This is a genomic window from Nostoc sp. TCL240-02 (genome assembly GCF_013343235.1).
In the GTDB taxonomy this organism is placed as follows: Bacteria; Cyanobacteriota; Cyanobacteriia; order Cyanobacteriales; family Nostocaceae; genus Nostoc.
The window spans coordinates 6760637-6777101 of the sequence record NZ_CP040094.1 but is presented as its reverse complement, the minus strand read 5'-3'; the positions used below and the strand labels follow the sequence as shown (position 1 = coordinate 6777101).

At 41.6% G+C, this 16465-nt stretch carries 20 protein-coding genes; 8 read left to right on the top strand and 12 right to left on the bottom strand.

The genetic code is table 11. From position 1 onward, the window contains the following. Nucleotides 1–61 precede the first annotated feature (61 nt). Nucleotides 62–391: an STAS domain-containing protein gene (locus FBB35_RS28960; RefSeq protein ID WP_174712508.1), complete on the bottom strand. Its 330-nt coding sequence runs from the start codon at nt 389–391 to the stop codon at nt 62–64. Nucleotides 392–864: 473 nt separating this feature from the next. On the opposite strand from FBB35_RS28960, the gene FBB35_RS28955 reads away from it, so the two are divergent. Then, the gene (locus tag FBB35_RS28955) at nt 865–1068 is read left to right on the top strand and encodes a hypothetical protein (protein WP_174712507.1); all 204 of its coding nucleotides are present in this window, start codon (nt 865–867) and stop codon (nt 1066–1068) included. A gap of 371 nt (nt 1069–1439) precedes the next feature. On the opposite strand, the gene FBB35_RS28950 is transcribed toward FBB35_RS28955, so the two are convergent. Next, nucleotides 1440–1784, bottom strand: coding sequence for a hypothetical protein (locus FBB35_RS28950; protein ID WP_012410248.1), 345 nt, complete (start codon nt 1782–1784; stop codon nt 1440–1442). Nucleotides 1785–2066: 282 nt separating this feature from the next. Between FBB35_RS28950 and clpS the strand changes: the two genes are divergently transcribed. Beyond that, the gene (clpS, locus tag FBB35_RS28945) at nt 2067–2348 is read left to right on the top strand and encodes an ATP-dependent Clp protease adapter ClpS (RefSeq protein ID WP_174712506.1); all 282 of its coding nucleotides are present in this window, start codon (nt 2067–2069) and stop codon (nt 2346–2348) included. Nucleotides 2349–2419: 71 nt separating this feature from the next. Then, nucleotides 2420–3253, top strand: a complete 834-nt coding sequence (locus tag FBB35_RS28940; RefSeq protein WP_174712505.1) for a CPBP family intramembrane glutamic endopeptidase — start codon at nt 2420–2422, stop codon at nt 3251–3253. Between the two features lie 281 nt (nt 3254–3534). Here FBB35_RS28940 and FBB35_RS28935 read toward each other — a convergent pair whose 3' ends face one another. The 3 genes from FBB35_RS28935 to FBB35_RS28925 all read right to left on the bottom strand — a co-directional run bounded on the left by FBB35_RS28935 (nt 3535) and on the right by FBB35_RS28925 (nt 7229). Further along, entirely contained in the window at nt 3535–4173 is a 639-nt protein-coding gene (locus FBB35_RS28935) for a pentapeptide repeat-containing protein (RefSeq protein WP_174712504.1), read from the bottom strand. Next, the gene (locus tag FBB35_RS28930) at nt 4170–5567 is read right to left on the bottom strand and encodes a DICT sensory domain-containing protein (protein WP_174712503.1); all 1398 of its coding nucleotides are present in this window, start codon (nt 5565–5567) and stop codon (nt 4170–4172) included. The genes FBB35_RS28935 and FBB35_RS28930 overlap by 4 nt, the downstream gene beginning before the upstream one ends. 69 nt (nt 5568–5636) lie before the next feature. Continuing rightward, nucleotides 5637–7229, bottom strand: a complete 1593-nt coding sequence (locus FBB35_RS28925; protein WP_174712502.1) for a photosystem II high light acclimation radical SAM protein — start codon at nt 7227–7229, stop codon at nt 5637–5639. Nucleotides 7230–7803: 574 nt separating this feature from the next. Between FBB35_RS28925 and FBB35_RS28920 the strand changes: the two genes are divergently transcribed. The 4 genes from FBB35_RS28920 to FBB35_RS28905 all read left to right on the top strand — a co-directional run bounded on the left by FBB35_RS28920 (nt 7804) and on the right by FBB35_RS28905 (nt 10271). Continuing rightward, a complete protein-coding gene (locus tag FBB35_RS28920; protein WP_174712501.1) occupies nt 7804–8199 on the top strand; it encodes a DUF1830 domain-containing protein in 396 nt (131 codons plus the stop codon). A gap of 111 nt (nt 8200–8310) precedes the next feature. Further along, nucleotides 8311–8769: a DUF4079 domain-containing protein gene (locus tag FBB35_RS28915; RefSeq protein ID WP_174712500.1), complete on the top strand. Its 459-nt coding sequence runs from the start codon at nt 8311–8313 to the stop codon at nt 8767–8769. A gap of 80 nt (nt 8770–8849) precedes the next feature. Next, entirely contained in the window at nt 8850–9416 is a 567-nt protein-coding gene (locus FBB35_RS28910) for a hypothetical protein (RefSeq protein WP_174712499.1), read from the top strand. 72 nt (nt 9417–9488) lie between these two features. Further along, nucleotides 9489–10271, top strand: a complete 783-nt coding sequence (locus FBB35_RS28905; protein WP_174713810.1) for an ATP-binding cassette domain-containing protein — start codon at nt 9489–9491, stop codon at nt 10269–10271. An 82-nt stretch (nt 10272–10353) separates the two neighbouring features. Here FBB35_RS28905 and FBB35_RS28900 read toward each other — a convergent pair whose 3' ends face one another. Further along, nucleotides 10354–11127: a response regulator transcription factor gene (locus FBB35_RS28900; protein ID WP_012410259.1), complete on the bottom strand. Its 774-nt coding sequence runs from the start codon at nt 11125–11127 to the stop codon at nt 10354–10356. Between the two features lie 578 nt (nt 11128–11705). Here FBB35_RS28900 and FBB35_RS28895 point away from each other — a divergent pair. Next, nucleotides 11706–11954: a DUF6761 family protein gene (locus FBB35_RS28895; protein ID WP_012410260.1), complete on the top strand. Its 249-nt coding sequence runs from the start codon at nt 11706–11708 to the stop codon at nt 11952–11954. A 306-nt stretch (nt 11955–12260) separates the two neighbouring features. On the opposite strand, the gene grxD is transcribed toward FBB35_RS28895, so the two are convergent. From grxD to grxC, 6 genes are all read right to left on the bottom strand, one after another. Next, the gene (gene grxD, locus FBB35_RS28890) at nt 12261–12584 is read right to left on the bottom strand and encodes a Grx4 family monothiol glutaredoxin (RefSeq protein ID WP_069070135.1); all 324 of its coding nucleotides are present in this window, start codon (nt 12582–12584) and stop codon (nt 12261–12263) included. A 121-nt stretch (nt 12585–12705) separates the two neighbouring features. Further along, a complete protein-coding gene (locus tag FBB35_RS28885) occupies nt 12706–12963 on the bottom strand; it encodes a BolA family protein (protein ID WP_069070136.1) in 258 nt (85 codons plus the stop codon). Nucleotides 12964–13191: 228 nt separating this feature from the next. After that, entirely contained in the window at nt 13192–13800 is a 609-nt protein-coding gene (locus tag FBB35_RS28880; RefSeq protein ID WP_041566305.1) for a hypothetical protein, read from the bottom strand. A gap of 553 nt (nt 13801–14353) precedes the next feature. Then, a complete protein-coding gene (locus FBB35_RS28875; protein ID WP_174712498.1) occupies nt 14354–15112 on the bottom strand; it encodes a 1-acyl-sn-glycerol-3-phosphate acyltransferase in 759 nt (252 codons plus the stop codon). A 121-nt stretch (nt 15113–15233) separates the two neighbouring features. After that, nucleotides 15234–15719, bottom strand: coding sequence for a tRNA adenosine(34) deaminase TadA (tadA, locus tag FBB35_RS28870; protein WP_174712497.1), 486 nt, complete (start codon nt 15717–15719; stop codon nt 15234–15236). A 397-nt stretch (nt 15720–16116) separates the two neighbouring features. Further along, entirely contained in the window at nt 16117–16431 is a 315-nt protein-coding gene (gene grxC, locus FBB35_RS28865; RefSeq protein ID WP_174712496.1) for a glutaredoxin 3, read from the bottom strand. Nucleotides 16432–16465: the final 34 nt, after the last annotated feature.

Here is a 16465-nt window from a genome sequence, read left to right as displayed (position 1 = left end):
TTAACATAATTTATCGTTGGAACTTATAACTCCTTTACATAAAGTCCGCGTTTTAACTGGTTTATGTTGGGGCCAATTCAACTTCACCATCCAATATTTCAAACACTCTATCGAGTTGCGTTAGTTCAAAAATAATTCTAATTGACGGAGCAATAGCACAAAGTTGAAAACCCCTTCCTAAACTAAGAGCCAGCTTGTGTATAGATAACAATGCCATCAACCCCGCACTGTCTAACGATTCTACTGCTGCGAGGTCTACTACCAAGATGGAAATAACATTTTGTGCCAACGCTGTCGTCATATCTCGTTCAAATTCCAAGGCGTTTGTAGCATTCAAATACCCTTGAGGGCGAATGACTGCAATCTTGGGATAGTTAAGCACTGCTTGCATAGTTACATCCTATTGAGAATTATTGAAGCGTCGAGCTAAAGATTATTTGAACATAAACTCTATTCTGTTGCATCGACCATACGTCTTAGCTCTCTTTGCTGAATCTTTATTTCTTTAGTATCTCTGTTTAAAGATTGTTATAATTCCAGGTTAAAATGTGTTTATATATACTTTTTTTTTATCTCAGTTCAAAAACAATCAACATAGACAGGAATAGAGCAAACAAATAATCAGTAACTATGCTGATAAAACTTGCTTAGTCTATAACTAAAGCTAATTTAGCCAACTCTTAACGGTAAGTTAAATCTCCCACTTTAGCGTTGCTGATGGTATACGCCAGAGTCATAGCGAATTATCTATCTAACTAATTTACTTGTGATATAGATCACAAGTAAATTAGTTAGATAGATCGCTCTTTATACTGAGAGTTTTCTGGGATAATTAGTATCATATTACAGTTGGATGTATTACTTATGAGAACTAAGTACGCTATTCGTAAATTGGTAGAAAAAGCTCTTGACATTAAAAAGCTAACTCCTGAGATAGAAAATGAAATCAACTCAGAACTGACAGAACTGGGTTATATTTCTGACGTTGACTACGAAGCTCTGGAATTATTAATGTCGGAGATGGATGCTGGTAGAATTAAGTTGGTTCCCAGCTTCAGATATTCCTAACTGCTTATGCATAGAGGTATATCAAGTAAATTTGAAGAATACTGAAGTAATCAAAATTCCGAGTTAGTAAAACAAGTTTTAGTAAAGGCAGGTGGGATAATAAGAGCGATATTATTGTTTGTATTTTTCTCTGAGGTTGATTATTTAAATAACTAGAATGGCGTAAACCGTGCTAATAACCCTCTACATTATTGTGCATTCGAAGTAAATCGCTATCTAGTTCGCTAAACGCCGAGAAAAAATTCCTCCCTTTCTGTTTGCTGAAATTGTCCACAAGCAGAATGAACTCGTTGCGAAGGGAGTTGATATCATCAGTATGGCTGTTGGCGCTCCAGATAAACTAACTTCTAGTCATATCCTTTACCGTATGCCTATTGATATGCTGACCATAGTTGGTGAATAAATTGATTAAGTTGCTGCTTGGCGGCTGAGTCAGGCTCAGTTTTTGGTTCTTTTGCTAAAACTTGACTCAAGAAGGTAATTACTTCTGTGTCTAAAGCTGGTCGAAATAAATTTGCAGGCCAAAGCAAGTCAGACGCATCTCGCAAATCGGTAATTAGCGGCGATTCTTGAATCAAAGTAACCATTAGTAAAGGACGCACCCAGCACAACTGGCGGGAAACTACAAATTGAATGACTTCTGCATACAGATTTCTGTCGCCATGCTCTAAAGACACAATTTGTCCTGGTTGAAGAAAATCTAGGCTAATGTCCATGATTATGGAGTTTGGGCAGGGGCAAGGATGATTTTGCAACTTCCTTAATCTTAAAAATGAGAATGCGCTACGTTTAAGGAAGCTTCTGTAAGATTAGGGTAGCACTCTCACGGCAACTATGTCTCAGACATCTGCTTCACAAGTGGCTACGCAAAACTAAGTAGAGCGGTTTTTATAGCATAGTATCTGAACAGAAATACTATAGAATAGGTAAATAACTGTTAAGCGATCGCTACACAGACACTTTGTAGTAGTGAATCAACAAGAAAAGAGCAAAGAGCCGTGTCAGTTGAAACTATTCAAAAGCCTTCCACAACCCGTAAGCTAGCGCCTCGGTATCGCGTTTTGCTCCATAACGACGACTACAACTCTATGGAGCATGTTGTACAGTCACTAATATCCACTGTACCTAGCCTTACCCAACCCCAAGCTGTGAGCATCATGATGGAAGCCCATACTAACGGGCTAGCTTTAGTCATTACTTGCGCCCTGGAACACGCTGAGTTCTATTGTGAAACATTGATAAGTCACGGTTTAAGTAGCACAATTGAACCTGATGAATAGTCATTGGTCATTGGTCATTGGTCATTAGTAGAAATTTAGAGTATTGACTGGTGATTGGTGACTTACTTGTTATGAAAAAAAACCTTGTCCGTTTAGCTGAACGCCCTGCCCCTATTAGGCTGGGTGCTTTTATTTTGAATTTAGCCCTGCTATGGTTGCCATTGGCTACACCAATATACTTACTAGTCGATGATTCAAATTTAGAAAGTATATTGACATTGGTATTGTTATATGTAGTCTTTATTTTTCTCCTGAGATTATGGGGCAAATATGTCTACCAGCAGCCCCAAATTCTGCAACATTATGGCTTAGAATTCACGCGACAGAATGGTGTGGATTTACTGCGTGGCTTGGCTATAGGGATAATTAATATTCTGATACTTTTTGGGGTAGAAGGTTTGTTGGGTTGGTTGGTGTGGCAACAACCGAAAGTTTTTTTGCTGAAAATAATTTTAGAGGGTTTACTTGTTGGCTTGGGCATCGGATTTGCCGAGGAATTGTTATTCCGAGGCTGGTTGCTAGATGAGTTAGAACGAGATTACAGCCCGCGTGTAGCACTGTGGACTGATGCAACTGCCTTTGCTACATTGCACTTTATTAAACCCTTGGAGGCAATTATTCATACACTGCCGCAATTTCCAGCTTTAGTACTGCTGGGGTTAACGCAAGTATGGGGAAAGCGTTGGCGGAGGGGACGCTTGGGTTTTCCAATTGGTTTGCATGGTGGTTTAGTTTGGGGTTACTACATTATTAATGTAGGTAAATTAGTCAAATATTCTGGTGAAGTTCCTGATTGGGTAACTGGTGTGAATAATAATCCCCTACAAGGAGTCATGGGGGTGTTGTTAATGAGTGTACTAGCTTTGTGGATACGGGGGCGAACTGAGCGATCACGTTATATATGAAAATCAAAATATTAATGATATCAGCTTTAGTACTAATTATTCCACTAAGCTTCCTTTTTACTGGGTGTAGTAATTAAGACGAAAATAAGGCAATGGATGAAAAGATATCAAGATTTGAGAAAGAAGCAGAAAAGCATATTATATATAAGATTCAGGAGCAATTTGCTGGATCAAACGTAATTTGTCCACGGTTTAAAGTTGCTTTGCTAGCCTGAGAACTTCTTTTAGGCTCACAAATTTTTACCTGCTTCCTCTGCGAAAATTTTAACAATAGCTAATCTTTACGCAAGCTTTTCAAATACAGTACCCACCAAACACGCCTTATTCAAATTAACGCCGCTCAAATTTGCACCTTCTAATTCTGCACAGAGTAAATTCGCTCCTGTCAAATTCGCTCCCGCCAAATTCGCCCCTCGCAAATCAGCCTCTTCAAGGTTTGCTTCACTCAACAATGTCCCTTGCAAATCAGCGCGACTCAAATCTGCACCTTTGAGATTTGCCCCAGTCAGGTTTGCACCGCGCAAGTCAGCACCGCGCAAATCAACGCCTTGTAAGTTCACGTTTATTAAATTGGCACCACTTAAGAAAGCACCCACCAATGAAGCATCACTGAGTCTTGCTCCCATCAAGTTAGCGCCACGCAAGTTACTACCCCGCAAGTCAGCACCGGTTAAATCTGCTTGCATCAGGTTTGCTCCCATCAAGTTCGCCCGCAAGTCAGTTTCTTGGAGGTTTGCCCCCATCAAATTCGCTCCCTCCAAATGTCCGCCTTCGAGTTTGGAAGCAGCGAAATTAGTACCGACAAGAGTAGCGCCAGCAAGATTAATCCGGCTTAAATCCAGTCGGGAGAGTTCCTCGTCTTCTAAATTTGCCCCTGGAAGTTGTTTGAGTTTTCCTAATTTAATGGCTTCAATGTTCATGTAAAGTAACTACCAATCTCTTCACTTATCTTGCTGTGGCTATCCCATTGGGAATCAAGTATCCAGATGCCGGCGCTGACTTTGGGTGTCATGATGGGTAAGTCGAGTCCCTGTTGTAAACCCATAACTAATAAAGTTAGGGTATCTACAAGTTTAGGGTCAAAGCGGGTAGATTGTTGCTGTCTGCACTCATCCAAAGCTTGAGTAAATATCTGTTCCCGACTTTGATTTGACGATTTTTGCTGATTGACTCGCCACTGAAAGTCTGCCAATAATGCCAAAATTCTCGACTCTAAGGGAATTTCATCACCAGCTAAACCTGCTGGTTCCCCTGTGCCATTCCACCACTCGCTTTGGTGAGTAATAATTTGGGCAACTGCTCGTAATCTTGGCATGGTTCGCAATACTTGCGCCCCTGGTACTAAGGGACAAGTTAAGGGAGAACTGGGGGCATCTTCTTGGTAGCGTGTGGATATACTGTCAGTGAGAACGCTTTCTGCTTTTTGTAATGGATCTATGCGATGCAACAAAGCCGCCAAGCGCAATCTTTTAATCTGCCATGCGGGAAGATCCAAAAGCTGGCCGATCGCTTCAGCAAGAGCTACTACTTCCGCAGCTGCCATTGGATTATTGACATCTGCCATATCCATCAGTTGCGCCATTCGCAAAAAGGCTTGGATTTCGTTGGAAACCAAGTTGCGATCTAGGGTTTGTTGGTGAGACGCTGTGGGGATGGATAAATTATCTTGCCCAGTCTGGAGGTAATCTACTACACGGGAGACAACTGCACCTAAATTTTGGGATCTGTCCATTGACGGGACAATTTGTTGTTTGTCGGCTGTGAGTTTTTCGGCCAGTTCTGGGTTGTATTTTTTGATGTGAGCGATCGCTATTTCTGCTGTGTCTTGAACTAATTCTGGCTCAAATGTCCACAAGCCATAGAATTTCCGCTCTAAGTCTGATGTCGGTACTCCAGCGCTGCCATAATCAGCCTCTGATAATTCTTGACAAATTACCATTGCTGTGTATTTGGGCGATAAAATAATTAAGTGCCACTCCTGCGCCACTGGATCGCCTGAATCTAATCCCACTAAATCTACATTAGGCAACTCGCTGGTAGGATGTTCATCAAAGCCAGATTCAGAGGCGGCCATGATGGCAATTTGGCAGCTGCGCTGGGCGATGTCTGCATATCGATCAGCTTCTTGTAGATACCATTTCCCCTGTTGAAAGGCTGTGATGACTAAGGGTGTACCGTCGTCGGTTAAAATATGGTCTTCTAGAGCGTGGCACAGGGCAACTAGGGTATTTTTGTAGTAAACACCGAATCGAATTGGCCTGGTGGTATGGCGATGGGCTGTTTCTAGCTGTTGTAAGATTGAACCTTCTAACATGGGATTTGGTAAAAATAACCGCAGAGGCGCAGAGGACACAGAGGAAAAGAGGGGCAGAAATTCAGTTTTTTAAGATATACCCGCTAACTGTTTTTCTTTCGTCTCCATTGGTGCGGAAAGTGCAGCTTCTAAGTCGGCACAACCTAGTTTTTCCTCCAAGATGTTCATGACTTCGCGCCCGAAATCGTTGGGGTTTTGTTGCCAAGCTTGCAAGCAGACTTCGCCGAAGAATGAACCAAGGGGTTCGGGATTCCAAAGGAGTTTTTTGGCTGTCCACGGCATCAAACTCATCGGATCGTATCCTGGTTTGAGGATACCTTCTTTGAAGGCGTATTCTTCTAAATGAGTATGAGGTTGTAGTCCAATAAAGAAGATAGCAGGTTCGACTTTATCAGCACCGAAAATCCTTTCTAGTTCGCGGTGGTAAGCAATGGTTTGGCGGATGGTTTCGGGACGTTCGTCAATGACGTTAAAGGAGTAGTTGACGGAAACTAAGTCGTTGAAACCAGCTGCTTTTAAGTCACGGCAGTTTTGCAAGACGGTTCGCAGGTTATACCCCATCCGCATTTTCCGCACGAGTTCTTGAGAACCACTGGTAATCCCGATTTCAAAGTAATTCATCCCGGTTTTCGCCATCAAGTCGCACAATTCGGGTGTCAAATTGTCGGCTCTGATATATGCTGCCCAATGGATATCTTTCATACCAGAATCGACGATTTTTTGCAATAGTTCTATGGCATCGTCAATAAATTTTCGGGCTGGGATGAATTGGGCATCGGTAAACCAGAAATTGCGAATGCCGCGATCGTATAATTGGCGCATCTCGGCAACTACTTCATCTGCTGGGTTGATGCGTACTTGTTTGCCTTCGACAACCGTATAGACGCAATAACAACAGTTGTGGGGACAACCACGCTTAGTTTGTACACCTATATAAAAGTCTTCTTCTTGCAGGTAATAGTTAAATTCCGGCCAGATACTTTCGATATAGTCATAGTTACAAGCTGTTTTTTCTAGTGGGGTGGGTTGTTCATGAATTAGCCGTTCCCGTGGTTGAGTTTCTCCCGCAACATAACAGCGTTCATCTCGAAAATCTTTACCACTTAAAAGTTTTTCTAGCAGAGTTTCGCCTTCACCCACAGAAATAATTGTCCCATTGGGTAAACTTTTACCCAATTGTTCGTAAAATACGCTGACTGCACCGCCACCTACAACTACACGGGAATTGGAATTATATTTTTGGGCACGCTTTAAACCGCGTTTGATTAAGCCCTGATTTCGCCATAACTCTACATAGTAAGCGATGAAGATTCTTAAACCGCCCAATCCGCCACGTAGTTTTAATAAAGGATTCTTAGCGTAGTAAAATTCAAAGGCGTTTTGCAGTGGGTTGCCACCACGTCCGCCAACTGGGGCATAAATTTGAATATCCCGCCAAGAAAATACTAGCAGTGTCGGTTTAAATTCATCAATACACCGATCCAGAGCAGAATTGTAATCTAAAGGTGGCACTGTTCCTAAATCAAAGATGCGCTGCTCAATATCAGGAAACTGCTTATGGACATGATCGCTCAGGTAGACAACCCCAATAGGAAAGATGGGGTTACAAGGAAGGCGAACGTAAAGAATTCGATTTTCCATCATCTGTGTTTTGACTTCCATCTTGCCAATCTTTGGAGAAAGCGAGAAAAACATCCAGTTTTAAAGTGTGTGCTTGTTTTATTTTGTTTTTATTATCGCGATCGCACTTGACATTTCACCTAGTTGCTGATATCGAAAAATTAATGTTAGCAATTGCAGGAAATGATAAAATTGCTATGCATAAAAAATACATAGAATCTCATAGATAGGCTTTATGAAGATATTTTTCATATAGCTTTACCATAACATTGACTTTATTCATTAAGCGATGATCCCAGCCTATTAATTCTGAGATAGATGAAACGGCAAAACTCACTTCTTCGCTAGGCGAAAAGCAAAGGGAGCGTCATCTTATCTGCCTTAAGAAAATTCAAGCTTTGATAAGAGGAAAAAATATCAAAAGATTTTATACATAGTGTATAATTCCGAAAAAGGCATAAAAAATTACAAAATTTTTACAACTAAGAATATATCTTTAGACAGAAATAACCTACAAAGACTCAGTTGGTATTGACAGTTACAACAACTGGGGATCAGTGAGTGTTAGGCTTGGGTAGTGTAATGTAAAATTGTGGCGTAAAGCTCTTCAGCAGTTATGGCTCAAATATTAGATCCTCTACCACCTGAGCAATCGGGAAAAATTCTCTGCTGCTACATCAATGCCACGAGCAAAATACAGGTAGCGCGTATCTCCAATATTCCCAACTGGTACTTTGAAAGAGTTGTTTTCTCTGGACAACGTTTGGTGTTTGAAGCTCCGCGAAAAGCTCAATTGGAGATTCATACAGGGATGATGGCAAGTGCAATTTTATCAGATAAGATTCCGTGTGATCGCCTGATGCTCGAAGAACCCAATACAGATGAGTTTGATACAGACTCATCATCTGGAGAAGACCCTATTAATGCCAAATCATTGGTGCAGCAAATTAATACAAAAACCGGAGATAGTACAAAACCTTTACAAATGGTTAGTTTAGCATCTGTTGATTGATAAAAAAAATTTAGCTAAATTTAAGGGTTGCTGAATTCGGCAGCCTTTTTTATTGGTCATTGGTCATTGGCATTGTTCCTCATCTCCCTACTCTCATCTACAATCATTCTTATGAATCTGCCTTCATTTCTTTGGTTGTGGAAAATAGCGGCCTGGTCGATGGGGTTGTCCCTGCTGGCATATCTGATGTTAGCAATCACCGGCGTTTGGATGTTTCGGGCGAGAACTTCGCAACAATTTCCTTTTACGCCATTTCTGGGCGGAAATAGAGAGGTGCGATCGCTCCACTATTTAATGGGCATCAGCATGGTAAGTTTAGTACTACTATTGCTAGCGATCGGGATTGTTGGCACTTTAGGGCACTTTGGTTCTTTAGGTCACTCGTCACACTTGGCATCTGGATTGATAGTGGTAGCATTAGTTTTACTGTCTGTTTTCAGTGCCACGCAAATTAGTGCTAGACGACCTTGGGCTAGACCCTTACACATCGGCGTAAATATTATTTTATTTGTAGGATTTGCCTGGGTGTCCCTTACTGGTTGGATTGTAGTACAGAAGTATTTACCCTAAAAAATTACGAATTACGAATTTAACAGTCCAGCTAAAACATAGACCTACCCTACAATGAAGAAAAGCATTGTAATTAAGCCGTGACAGCAAATTCAGCCAATATCTTAGCTTCTGTCTTTCGTTTGTCTCCTTTGATTCGGATAACGTTGTTGAGTTTATACGTAGCACTCACAGTCCCATTACCCTTTTTATCGCAGGTAACAGCCGCACCCGTACCTCCAATATTATTGTGGATAGGGATTGGCATCGGCTTAGTTGCCTTGTATGCAGTATTGACTGAACAAGTAATGGTAGATGACCAGGGAATTCAGGTTACTTACCCCACCTGGGTTCCTCGTTTTTTCCGTAAAGGCTGGTTTTTACCTTGGTCAGAGGTAAAAGAGTTAAAACCCCGCACCACTGGTCAAGGAGGCTTAGTTTATTACTTCCTCAGCCAAGATGGGAAAGCTTATTTACTACCAATGCGTGTATCTGGATTTGCCCGTTTCGTGCAGATTGTCCAAGCAAAGACGGGTATTGATACTACAGATGTTCGCCCTTTAGCACAGCCGTGGATGTACCTGATTTTACTAGTATTCACACTGCTACTACTATTAGTCGATGGCTGGGCGATCGCTACAGCTTTAACTACTGCACAATTAACTTAAAATTGAGCATGGGGCATAGGGCATTGAACATTGGGCATTGTCTATTTCTCCCGCATCTCCATCATTTCCCTCATCTCCTCACTCCCCTTGAATAAGGTAATACTCAGGCTAGAGAAAGTTAATCTGTTTACAAAGCTGAAAACCCAACATCCAGGCAATCAGCAGGGATACCCCATATTGCGAGATATTGACTTAGAGGTATTTCAAAGCGAACGCATTGCCATTGTAGGGCCAGTAGGTGCTGGTAAAACTTCGTTATTACGCCTCATCAACCGCCTAATTGAACCCAGCAGTGGCAAAATCTATCTAGAAAATCAAGAATATCGCCAAATTCCTGTCATCCAGCTACGCCAGATGGTTGTACTTGTATTGCAAGAGTCAAAGCTGTTAGGGATGACAGTTCAGCAAGCCTTGGCTTATCCTTTAGTTTTGCGTGGCTTGCCTAAAGAGACAATTCAGGAACGAATCAGTTACTGGACAGAACAACTGCATATTCCCAATGAATGGTTAGGGCGAACTGAGGTACAACTTTCTGTGGGACAACGACAATTAGTAGCGATCGCTCGTGCCTTACTCATCCAGCCTAAAATATTATTATTAGACGAGCCAACCTCTGCCCTTGATGCTGGTACTGCTTCTCATCTAATGCAAGTATTAACCCAGTTGAGTCAGACTCATCAAACCACGATTCTGATGGTAAATCACCAACTGGAACTTGCCCAAATGTTTTGTACTCGATTATTACACCTAGAACAAGGCCGTTTATCCGCAAATCAAACAGTCTCTGAGATAGACTGGCTTGAATTACGAGAAAGCTTAATTCAAGCAGAAGCTCAAGACAATTTTGGATTTTAAATTTTGAATTGGTTACGAGAAAGGAGTTAAGAGTCGTTATCTTACTTTCTCAATTCCCAATTTCCAATGCCCAATTCCCAATCTACACTTGACTACTAGTAAGTGTTGAACGTTGATTATTAAATCTTTCTCTAGCCAACTTTGTTGTTTGTGATTGTGAAATATTGGTATTCAAAATTTCCATGTTAAAACGGTATCCTACATTGCGGATAGTTTGAATCAAATTCGGTTGGCGAGGGTCAAGTTCCACCTTTTTCCGCAGCGATAAAACGTGAGTATCAATGGTACGAGGGTTATCGATAGCATCAGGCCAAGCACGACGCAGCAATTCTGACCTACTCAGAGGTACTCCCCCAGCTTGTGCCAAAACGTATAGCAAACTGAATTCTTGGGGCGTTAAGTCGATAAACTCCCCCTGAAAGCGGACACGGCGCTGAACTAAATCGATTTGCAAAGTGCCATAATCCAAATAAGCTGGTGCAGTAGGTGTGCGTTTCCGACGAATCAGCGCCTCTACCCGTGCCAAAAACTCTTGCATCCCAAAAGGTTTACTCAGGTAATCATCTGCACCCGCCTTTAAACCTGCGACGATATCACCTTCACTATTACGAGCAGATAGCATTAAGATTAGAGGCTGCTGCTGACGATGCAACCAACGACAAAACTCAATGCCATCGCCATCAGGCAAGTCTGCATCTAATACTACCAGTGTTGGTTGATGGCTTAAAAATACTTCCCTTGCTTGATAAATACTGGCAGCTTGATGCACACGGTATTCCAGCTGTTGCAAGTGCCAACCCAACAACGACCTCAGATGGGGATTCCCCTCAATGATTTCTATACAAACCGAACCCACGGCGGCAAGACCCCTTAGCGTCTGATGACTTTCAAAGTAACAAGCCCATCTCTAAGGTTTTGTAGCCTTTGTTACTTCAACCGCTATTAGCTTTACATTTCCTCATAAAAAACGTGGCAATATCTTTAATTTATGCCTTGCCGATAGGGGATTAGAAATATTATTAAATTTTTATTAAATTTCTCAGCAGTGTTGTTAGACGTATCAAAAATTCTTGTAGCTTAACATTCTGCTTTTAATGGGTGTAATGTGGGAATATCTATAACCAATCAGCCAAACGTTAATACAACAGCTTTTCAACCTGATGATAAAAGTAGATTTCTCCGCCAAATTACTGCCCTCATCCAGGAATATAACACCAATACAATTGGGCGATTGAATATGAAAATCAGACAAATAACTGAGCAGATAACTAGAATCGATGTTTTCTGGAATAGGATTAAAGTAGCTTGTAGCTGCTAGGGGTAGTACCCAAAGTAGATGTGTTGACTTTAAATTAATGCCAAAGTGAAATTACACTTCACATTTGAGCGTGAATCATTTACAATTCTCATTCCAAAGAGATTAATACAGCAGTTATGCTCCAAGACACACAAACCATCCGCTATTACCAAAGACTCACCGACGCCTTCGTCGAGTTATGGAATCGCGGTTATCGCACGGATGATATGCGGATGTATTTGGATGGATATCTAGCCGCACTGCGACATAGCAATGTTATTGAACCTTATCTGATTCATCGTCTAGAAGAGGAAGCCAGCCGCTACTTGTACGATGGGTCAAACTTTGCAGTGCCGCAACCACAGCCACAACCAGATTACTACTAAGTACCATTTACTTGGTTATTGATAGTAACCGTTAATTACCGCAGATAATCATAGCATATTATCTGTATTGGTCAACGGGTTGCCGTGGTGTGAGATTTTGGAGATATTGTATTGATTAAACGCATCCCCTCAGCCCTATATTGGTTTTGCCAATACGACTGAGGGGATTATTGGCTAAAATTTATTAAAAAACCTTGAAAGGGGAGATAAATAGTGTCTCTCCTTTCAAGGAAATTAAAAATGGCACATTGCCTTGATAAAGAAGCGTAAATTGAGCGCATTCCCTCTAGTTTGCTTAGAGAAACATTAGGAAGCTAGTGCTACTTCTACCTTTTGCTGCAATTCACCTTTTTGGTACAGTTCAATCAAGATATCAGAACCGCCAACAAATTCACCATTGATATACACTTGGGGAATTGTTGGCCAGTTAGAGTATTCTTTAATTCCTTGACGGATTTCAGAGTCTGAGAGAACATCAACCGTCTCGAAGGGAACTCCCAAGGTATTGAGAATCTGCACAACGTTGTTGGAGAAACCACATTGGGGCATTAACTTGTTTCCCTTCATGAAAACTAGAATTTTGTTCTGTTGTAGCAAGTTATCAATTTTATCTTTGAGTTCTGGTGTCATGGTACTTGTGTTTCCTATGTTGCATTCAACGATGATGAGTGAGGAGTTAAAAATTTTTAACAGACGCGATTCATCGCGTCTCTACTCTTAACTCCTGTACAGACGCAATTCATCGCGTCTTTTAGGAACTTGCTGTAGCTTGCCAAGCTTCGGGAGTGTATGTTTTTACCGCCAAGGCATGAATCGCTTCAGTTGACATAGCTTGACCCAACGCACCATAAACTAACTGGTGCTGTTGCACTAGTCCTTTACCTGCAAAGTGCGATGAAACTACTGTCACTTGATAGTGGTCACCGCCACCAGTCAAGTCTTGCACCTGAACCTGTGCGTCTGGCAGTTCCGCCTTGATCATTGCCTCAACCTGCTGCGGACTAATCATCGCAATTCCTGAAAAAACTTACTTTTCTATTATTAACAGATATGGAGTAAATGCCTGTGCCAATTTCAGGTTTTGGCAAGGCTGTAGATAAACCCGCCTCTGAGGTGTATTTTTAAGAACGCTCAGGTTTTGGCAATGGCGGATAGCTCTATCCTAGCACTGGGGAGTTCCCAAGCGACTGGTTAGGGGGATAAAGGAGATGGGAAAAAGAGGCAACAAAAATTTAATTTATTTTTTTGGGGATGAGGAAGATGAAGTACCACCTTCTCTGGGATAGGGAGAATCTACAAAACCCAACTCAAACAACTGTTTATAGGCTTTCTTGCCTAAATCTCGTGTCGGGTTTTGACTCTTAATTATTTGAACCAACAACGGCACAGCTAATTCCGGCTGATTTTGTGCGCGATGTACCAATGCTAGCTGAAAGGTGGCTTCATCCCGCTTTTGGGCTGTTAATAGAGCTTTTTGACGCTGAGAATCAGAAACTCTATTGTCAATTCCCGAAAAGCTAGAATTTAACTCTTGATAAAAATTAGATAGCTGATTATAAACCTGACGTGCTTCTTGTAGCTTTTTAGCGGCTAAGGTGTAGTTTTGAGCAGAAACAGCTTGTTCTGCATCTTTTACTAAGCGATCGCCACCTTCAATGCTCAAAAGGCTGTTACTTTGGGTTATGGGGCGCAGATTATTAGGATCGTTGGGGTCAATGGGTTGTGGTTGGCTGGTAGTGCCTGGTGACTGTGATACCTGAGCATTCACAGGTGATAGCAGGCTGAGGACTGCTATGACTGATAAAAGGGTACGGTGCATCAAGGTAACAGCGGCAGCAGTGTTCATGGGATCAATTAGTGCGACAACTATATAAAAAGTTATGGAAACTTCGGGTATCTTAACTCTGTTTTGGTTTTGGACAAAGTAAAGTTACATCCTAAGTATCTCTGATTTAGGACTGAAAATCGCTTTAATAGAGTTCCCATTGCCCTTGTATAGTAACTAACTTAAATCTTCGTGATGAGCGATACTACGGTGGGCTGGGTTAACACGTTAATTACTCTGATTTTCCAATCATCGGTTTACTCGCAACCACCTTGTAACTATCTAACTGAAGTAGCAAAAATGTTTCTTTTAAAGCAATTCAGTAGTTTGCAGACAATTATTAGCTATTTACTCAAAAAAATGCCAATTTGGCTAAATATCCTGTCAATAGGGAGTAATCTATATATGTATACATCCTCAAAGCTTGCAAAATAGCATTAAATCTTTAGTGACTTAATTCAGGATGGATATAGCTAGTTAGCAATTAGTGTCAAACATTGAAAACGTGCAGTTTCTTAATCATGCACGGTCAGTCGTTAAGAGGGAGTATTGGAACTTTTGCCTTTTGACAATATCAAGAATTAGTAATTTCTGCAAATGCGTGATTAGTAATTTTTGTTTCTTGATGACTTAATTGTTGCAGTGCCTTTCCTAAATCAGTTGTGATGCTTTTGGCATCGTGTTTTATACAACCACTCATGTAATCCGCTACTCTGATTGGGGAGCCAATGTCAATACTGACATCTGTACCCCAATTTGGATAAGGTTGGCTGTAATTAATACCTATGGGTATAATTTTCACTCCCAGCCCAGAATGACTAGATTCAGCACTCAAAGCAAGACGAGCAATTCCCGGCTTCAACTGGTGAACTTGACCATCACGAAAAATATTACCTTCTGGAAAGATGACCAGGGTTTTTTTCTGCTGAAGTAGCTCAACTCCATGTCGCAGTGTGCGGATTGACGGATGCTTAGAATTTACAGGAAACCCCCCCAAACGTTTGACAAACCAGCCTTGTAAACCTTGGCATTCGTCAATTGTCACCATAAACCGCAGGTCTTGTTCTCTGCGACAATCAGCAGTCGCGTAGGGTACAAGTAATGCATCCCAACGCGCCCGATGAGTAGGCGCGAGGATAATAGGCCCAGTTGTAGGGATATTTTTTTGTCCGGTTATTCTAATTTGCCCAAAGAATAATGGTAGTAGGCAGTGACGGCCTAATAAATATGCCAGAGGACTTAACCAAGGAGAAACCCTTGAGGTAGTACCAGCTAACTGATGATTTGCTGGTGGGCGCTGGCAGGGATCGGATGAAGAGTAAAATTCCATCATGACGGATGCAGCTGATTGACGGGTAAAAATTTAACGAAAAGCCTGATTACCTGATTAGTTACACCGTAGATTCTCTTGCGTGACTTGTGTCGTACTAGATGGACAGTTTTACCTCTGTCCGTTAGTTTACCTTACGCCGCCTAGTAGCAAACCAAGCCTGTAATTGTTGACGACAAGCTGACTCTAGAATGCCTCCAATGACTTGGAGACGGTGATTAGAAGCAGCACTATCGGGTATGTTAATAACTGTACGTATTGCGCCAGTTTTTGTATCGTCTACTCCATATACAAGTTGTCCGACACGCGCTTGCAAAATAGCACCTGCACACATTGGACACGGTTCAAGAGTTACGTAGAGGGTACATTGATTAAGATGCCAATTTTGTAAAGTTGTTGCAGCTGTTTTGAGAGCGAGAATTTCCGCATGGGCGGTAGGGTCTTTGTCGCGTTCTTTTCTGTTTTCTCCTTGTGCCAGCAATTTGCCTGTTGAATCAATGATAACAGCACCTACAGGAACTTCACCCGCATCACCGGCTGCTTTTGCTAATTTTAGGGCACAATTCATCCATTGTTGATGTATGAGATATTCTGTGTATTTAGTTAACATATTCTTATCAATATAAAAATTTTAAAGCGAAATGGGCGGTTATAAACCGCGTCTACACAAACAAAACCCACCTCCGTAGGTTAAAAGCCTTAATTTACCGTTTTAATTTACCGTTATGGATTTCCAAGAAATAAATTATTCAATAAACGAACCACTCTAGACGCAGAGAACACAGAGAGAGAAGAAATAGAGAGGAATTCTACATCAGTTTTGGGATATTTTTTATTTGGAAGTCCCTTAGTCTGCGGAGACGATCTACCCTGTGGGTTCGCCAATAGGGTACGTTTGTATAGCCGCGTTCGCCCTTAGCGTGCCGGAGGCATCATTCCATTTGTTTGGGCTTAAGTTGATACCAATGCACATCTGTGTGCCCCTAGTGTTGGGGCTAATTTGATTTCTAAATAGCGGCTTGGGCTAAAAGGGGATCGAGTTGGCTTTGTGTGTCTAGCTGATAGAGATCATCGCAGCCACCAATGTGCTGGTTATTAATGAAAATTTGCGGTACGGTACGTCTTCCGTTAGCGCGTTCTGCCATTTTAGCTCTGGCTGCTTCGTCACCGTCGATTTTATATTCGATAAAATTTACCCCTTTCCACCACAGCAATATTTTGGCACGAATGCAGTAAGGGCAAGTTTGCCACGTGTAAAGCTCGACGTTGGCTTTGACTCGCTCCGGATGGCGATTTAATAGGGGATTAAGAAAGTCCAGCATATTTTCTTAAGAAAGGTTTTAACGTATGTCTCTA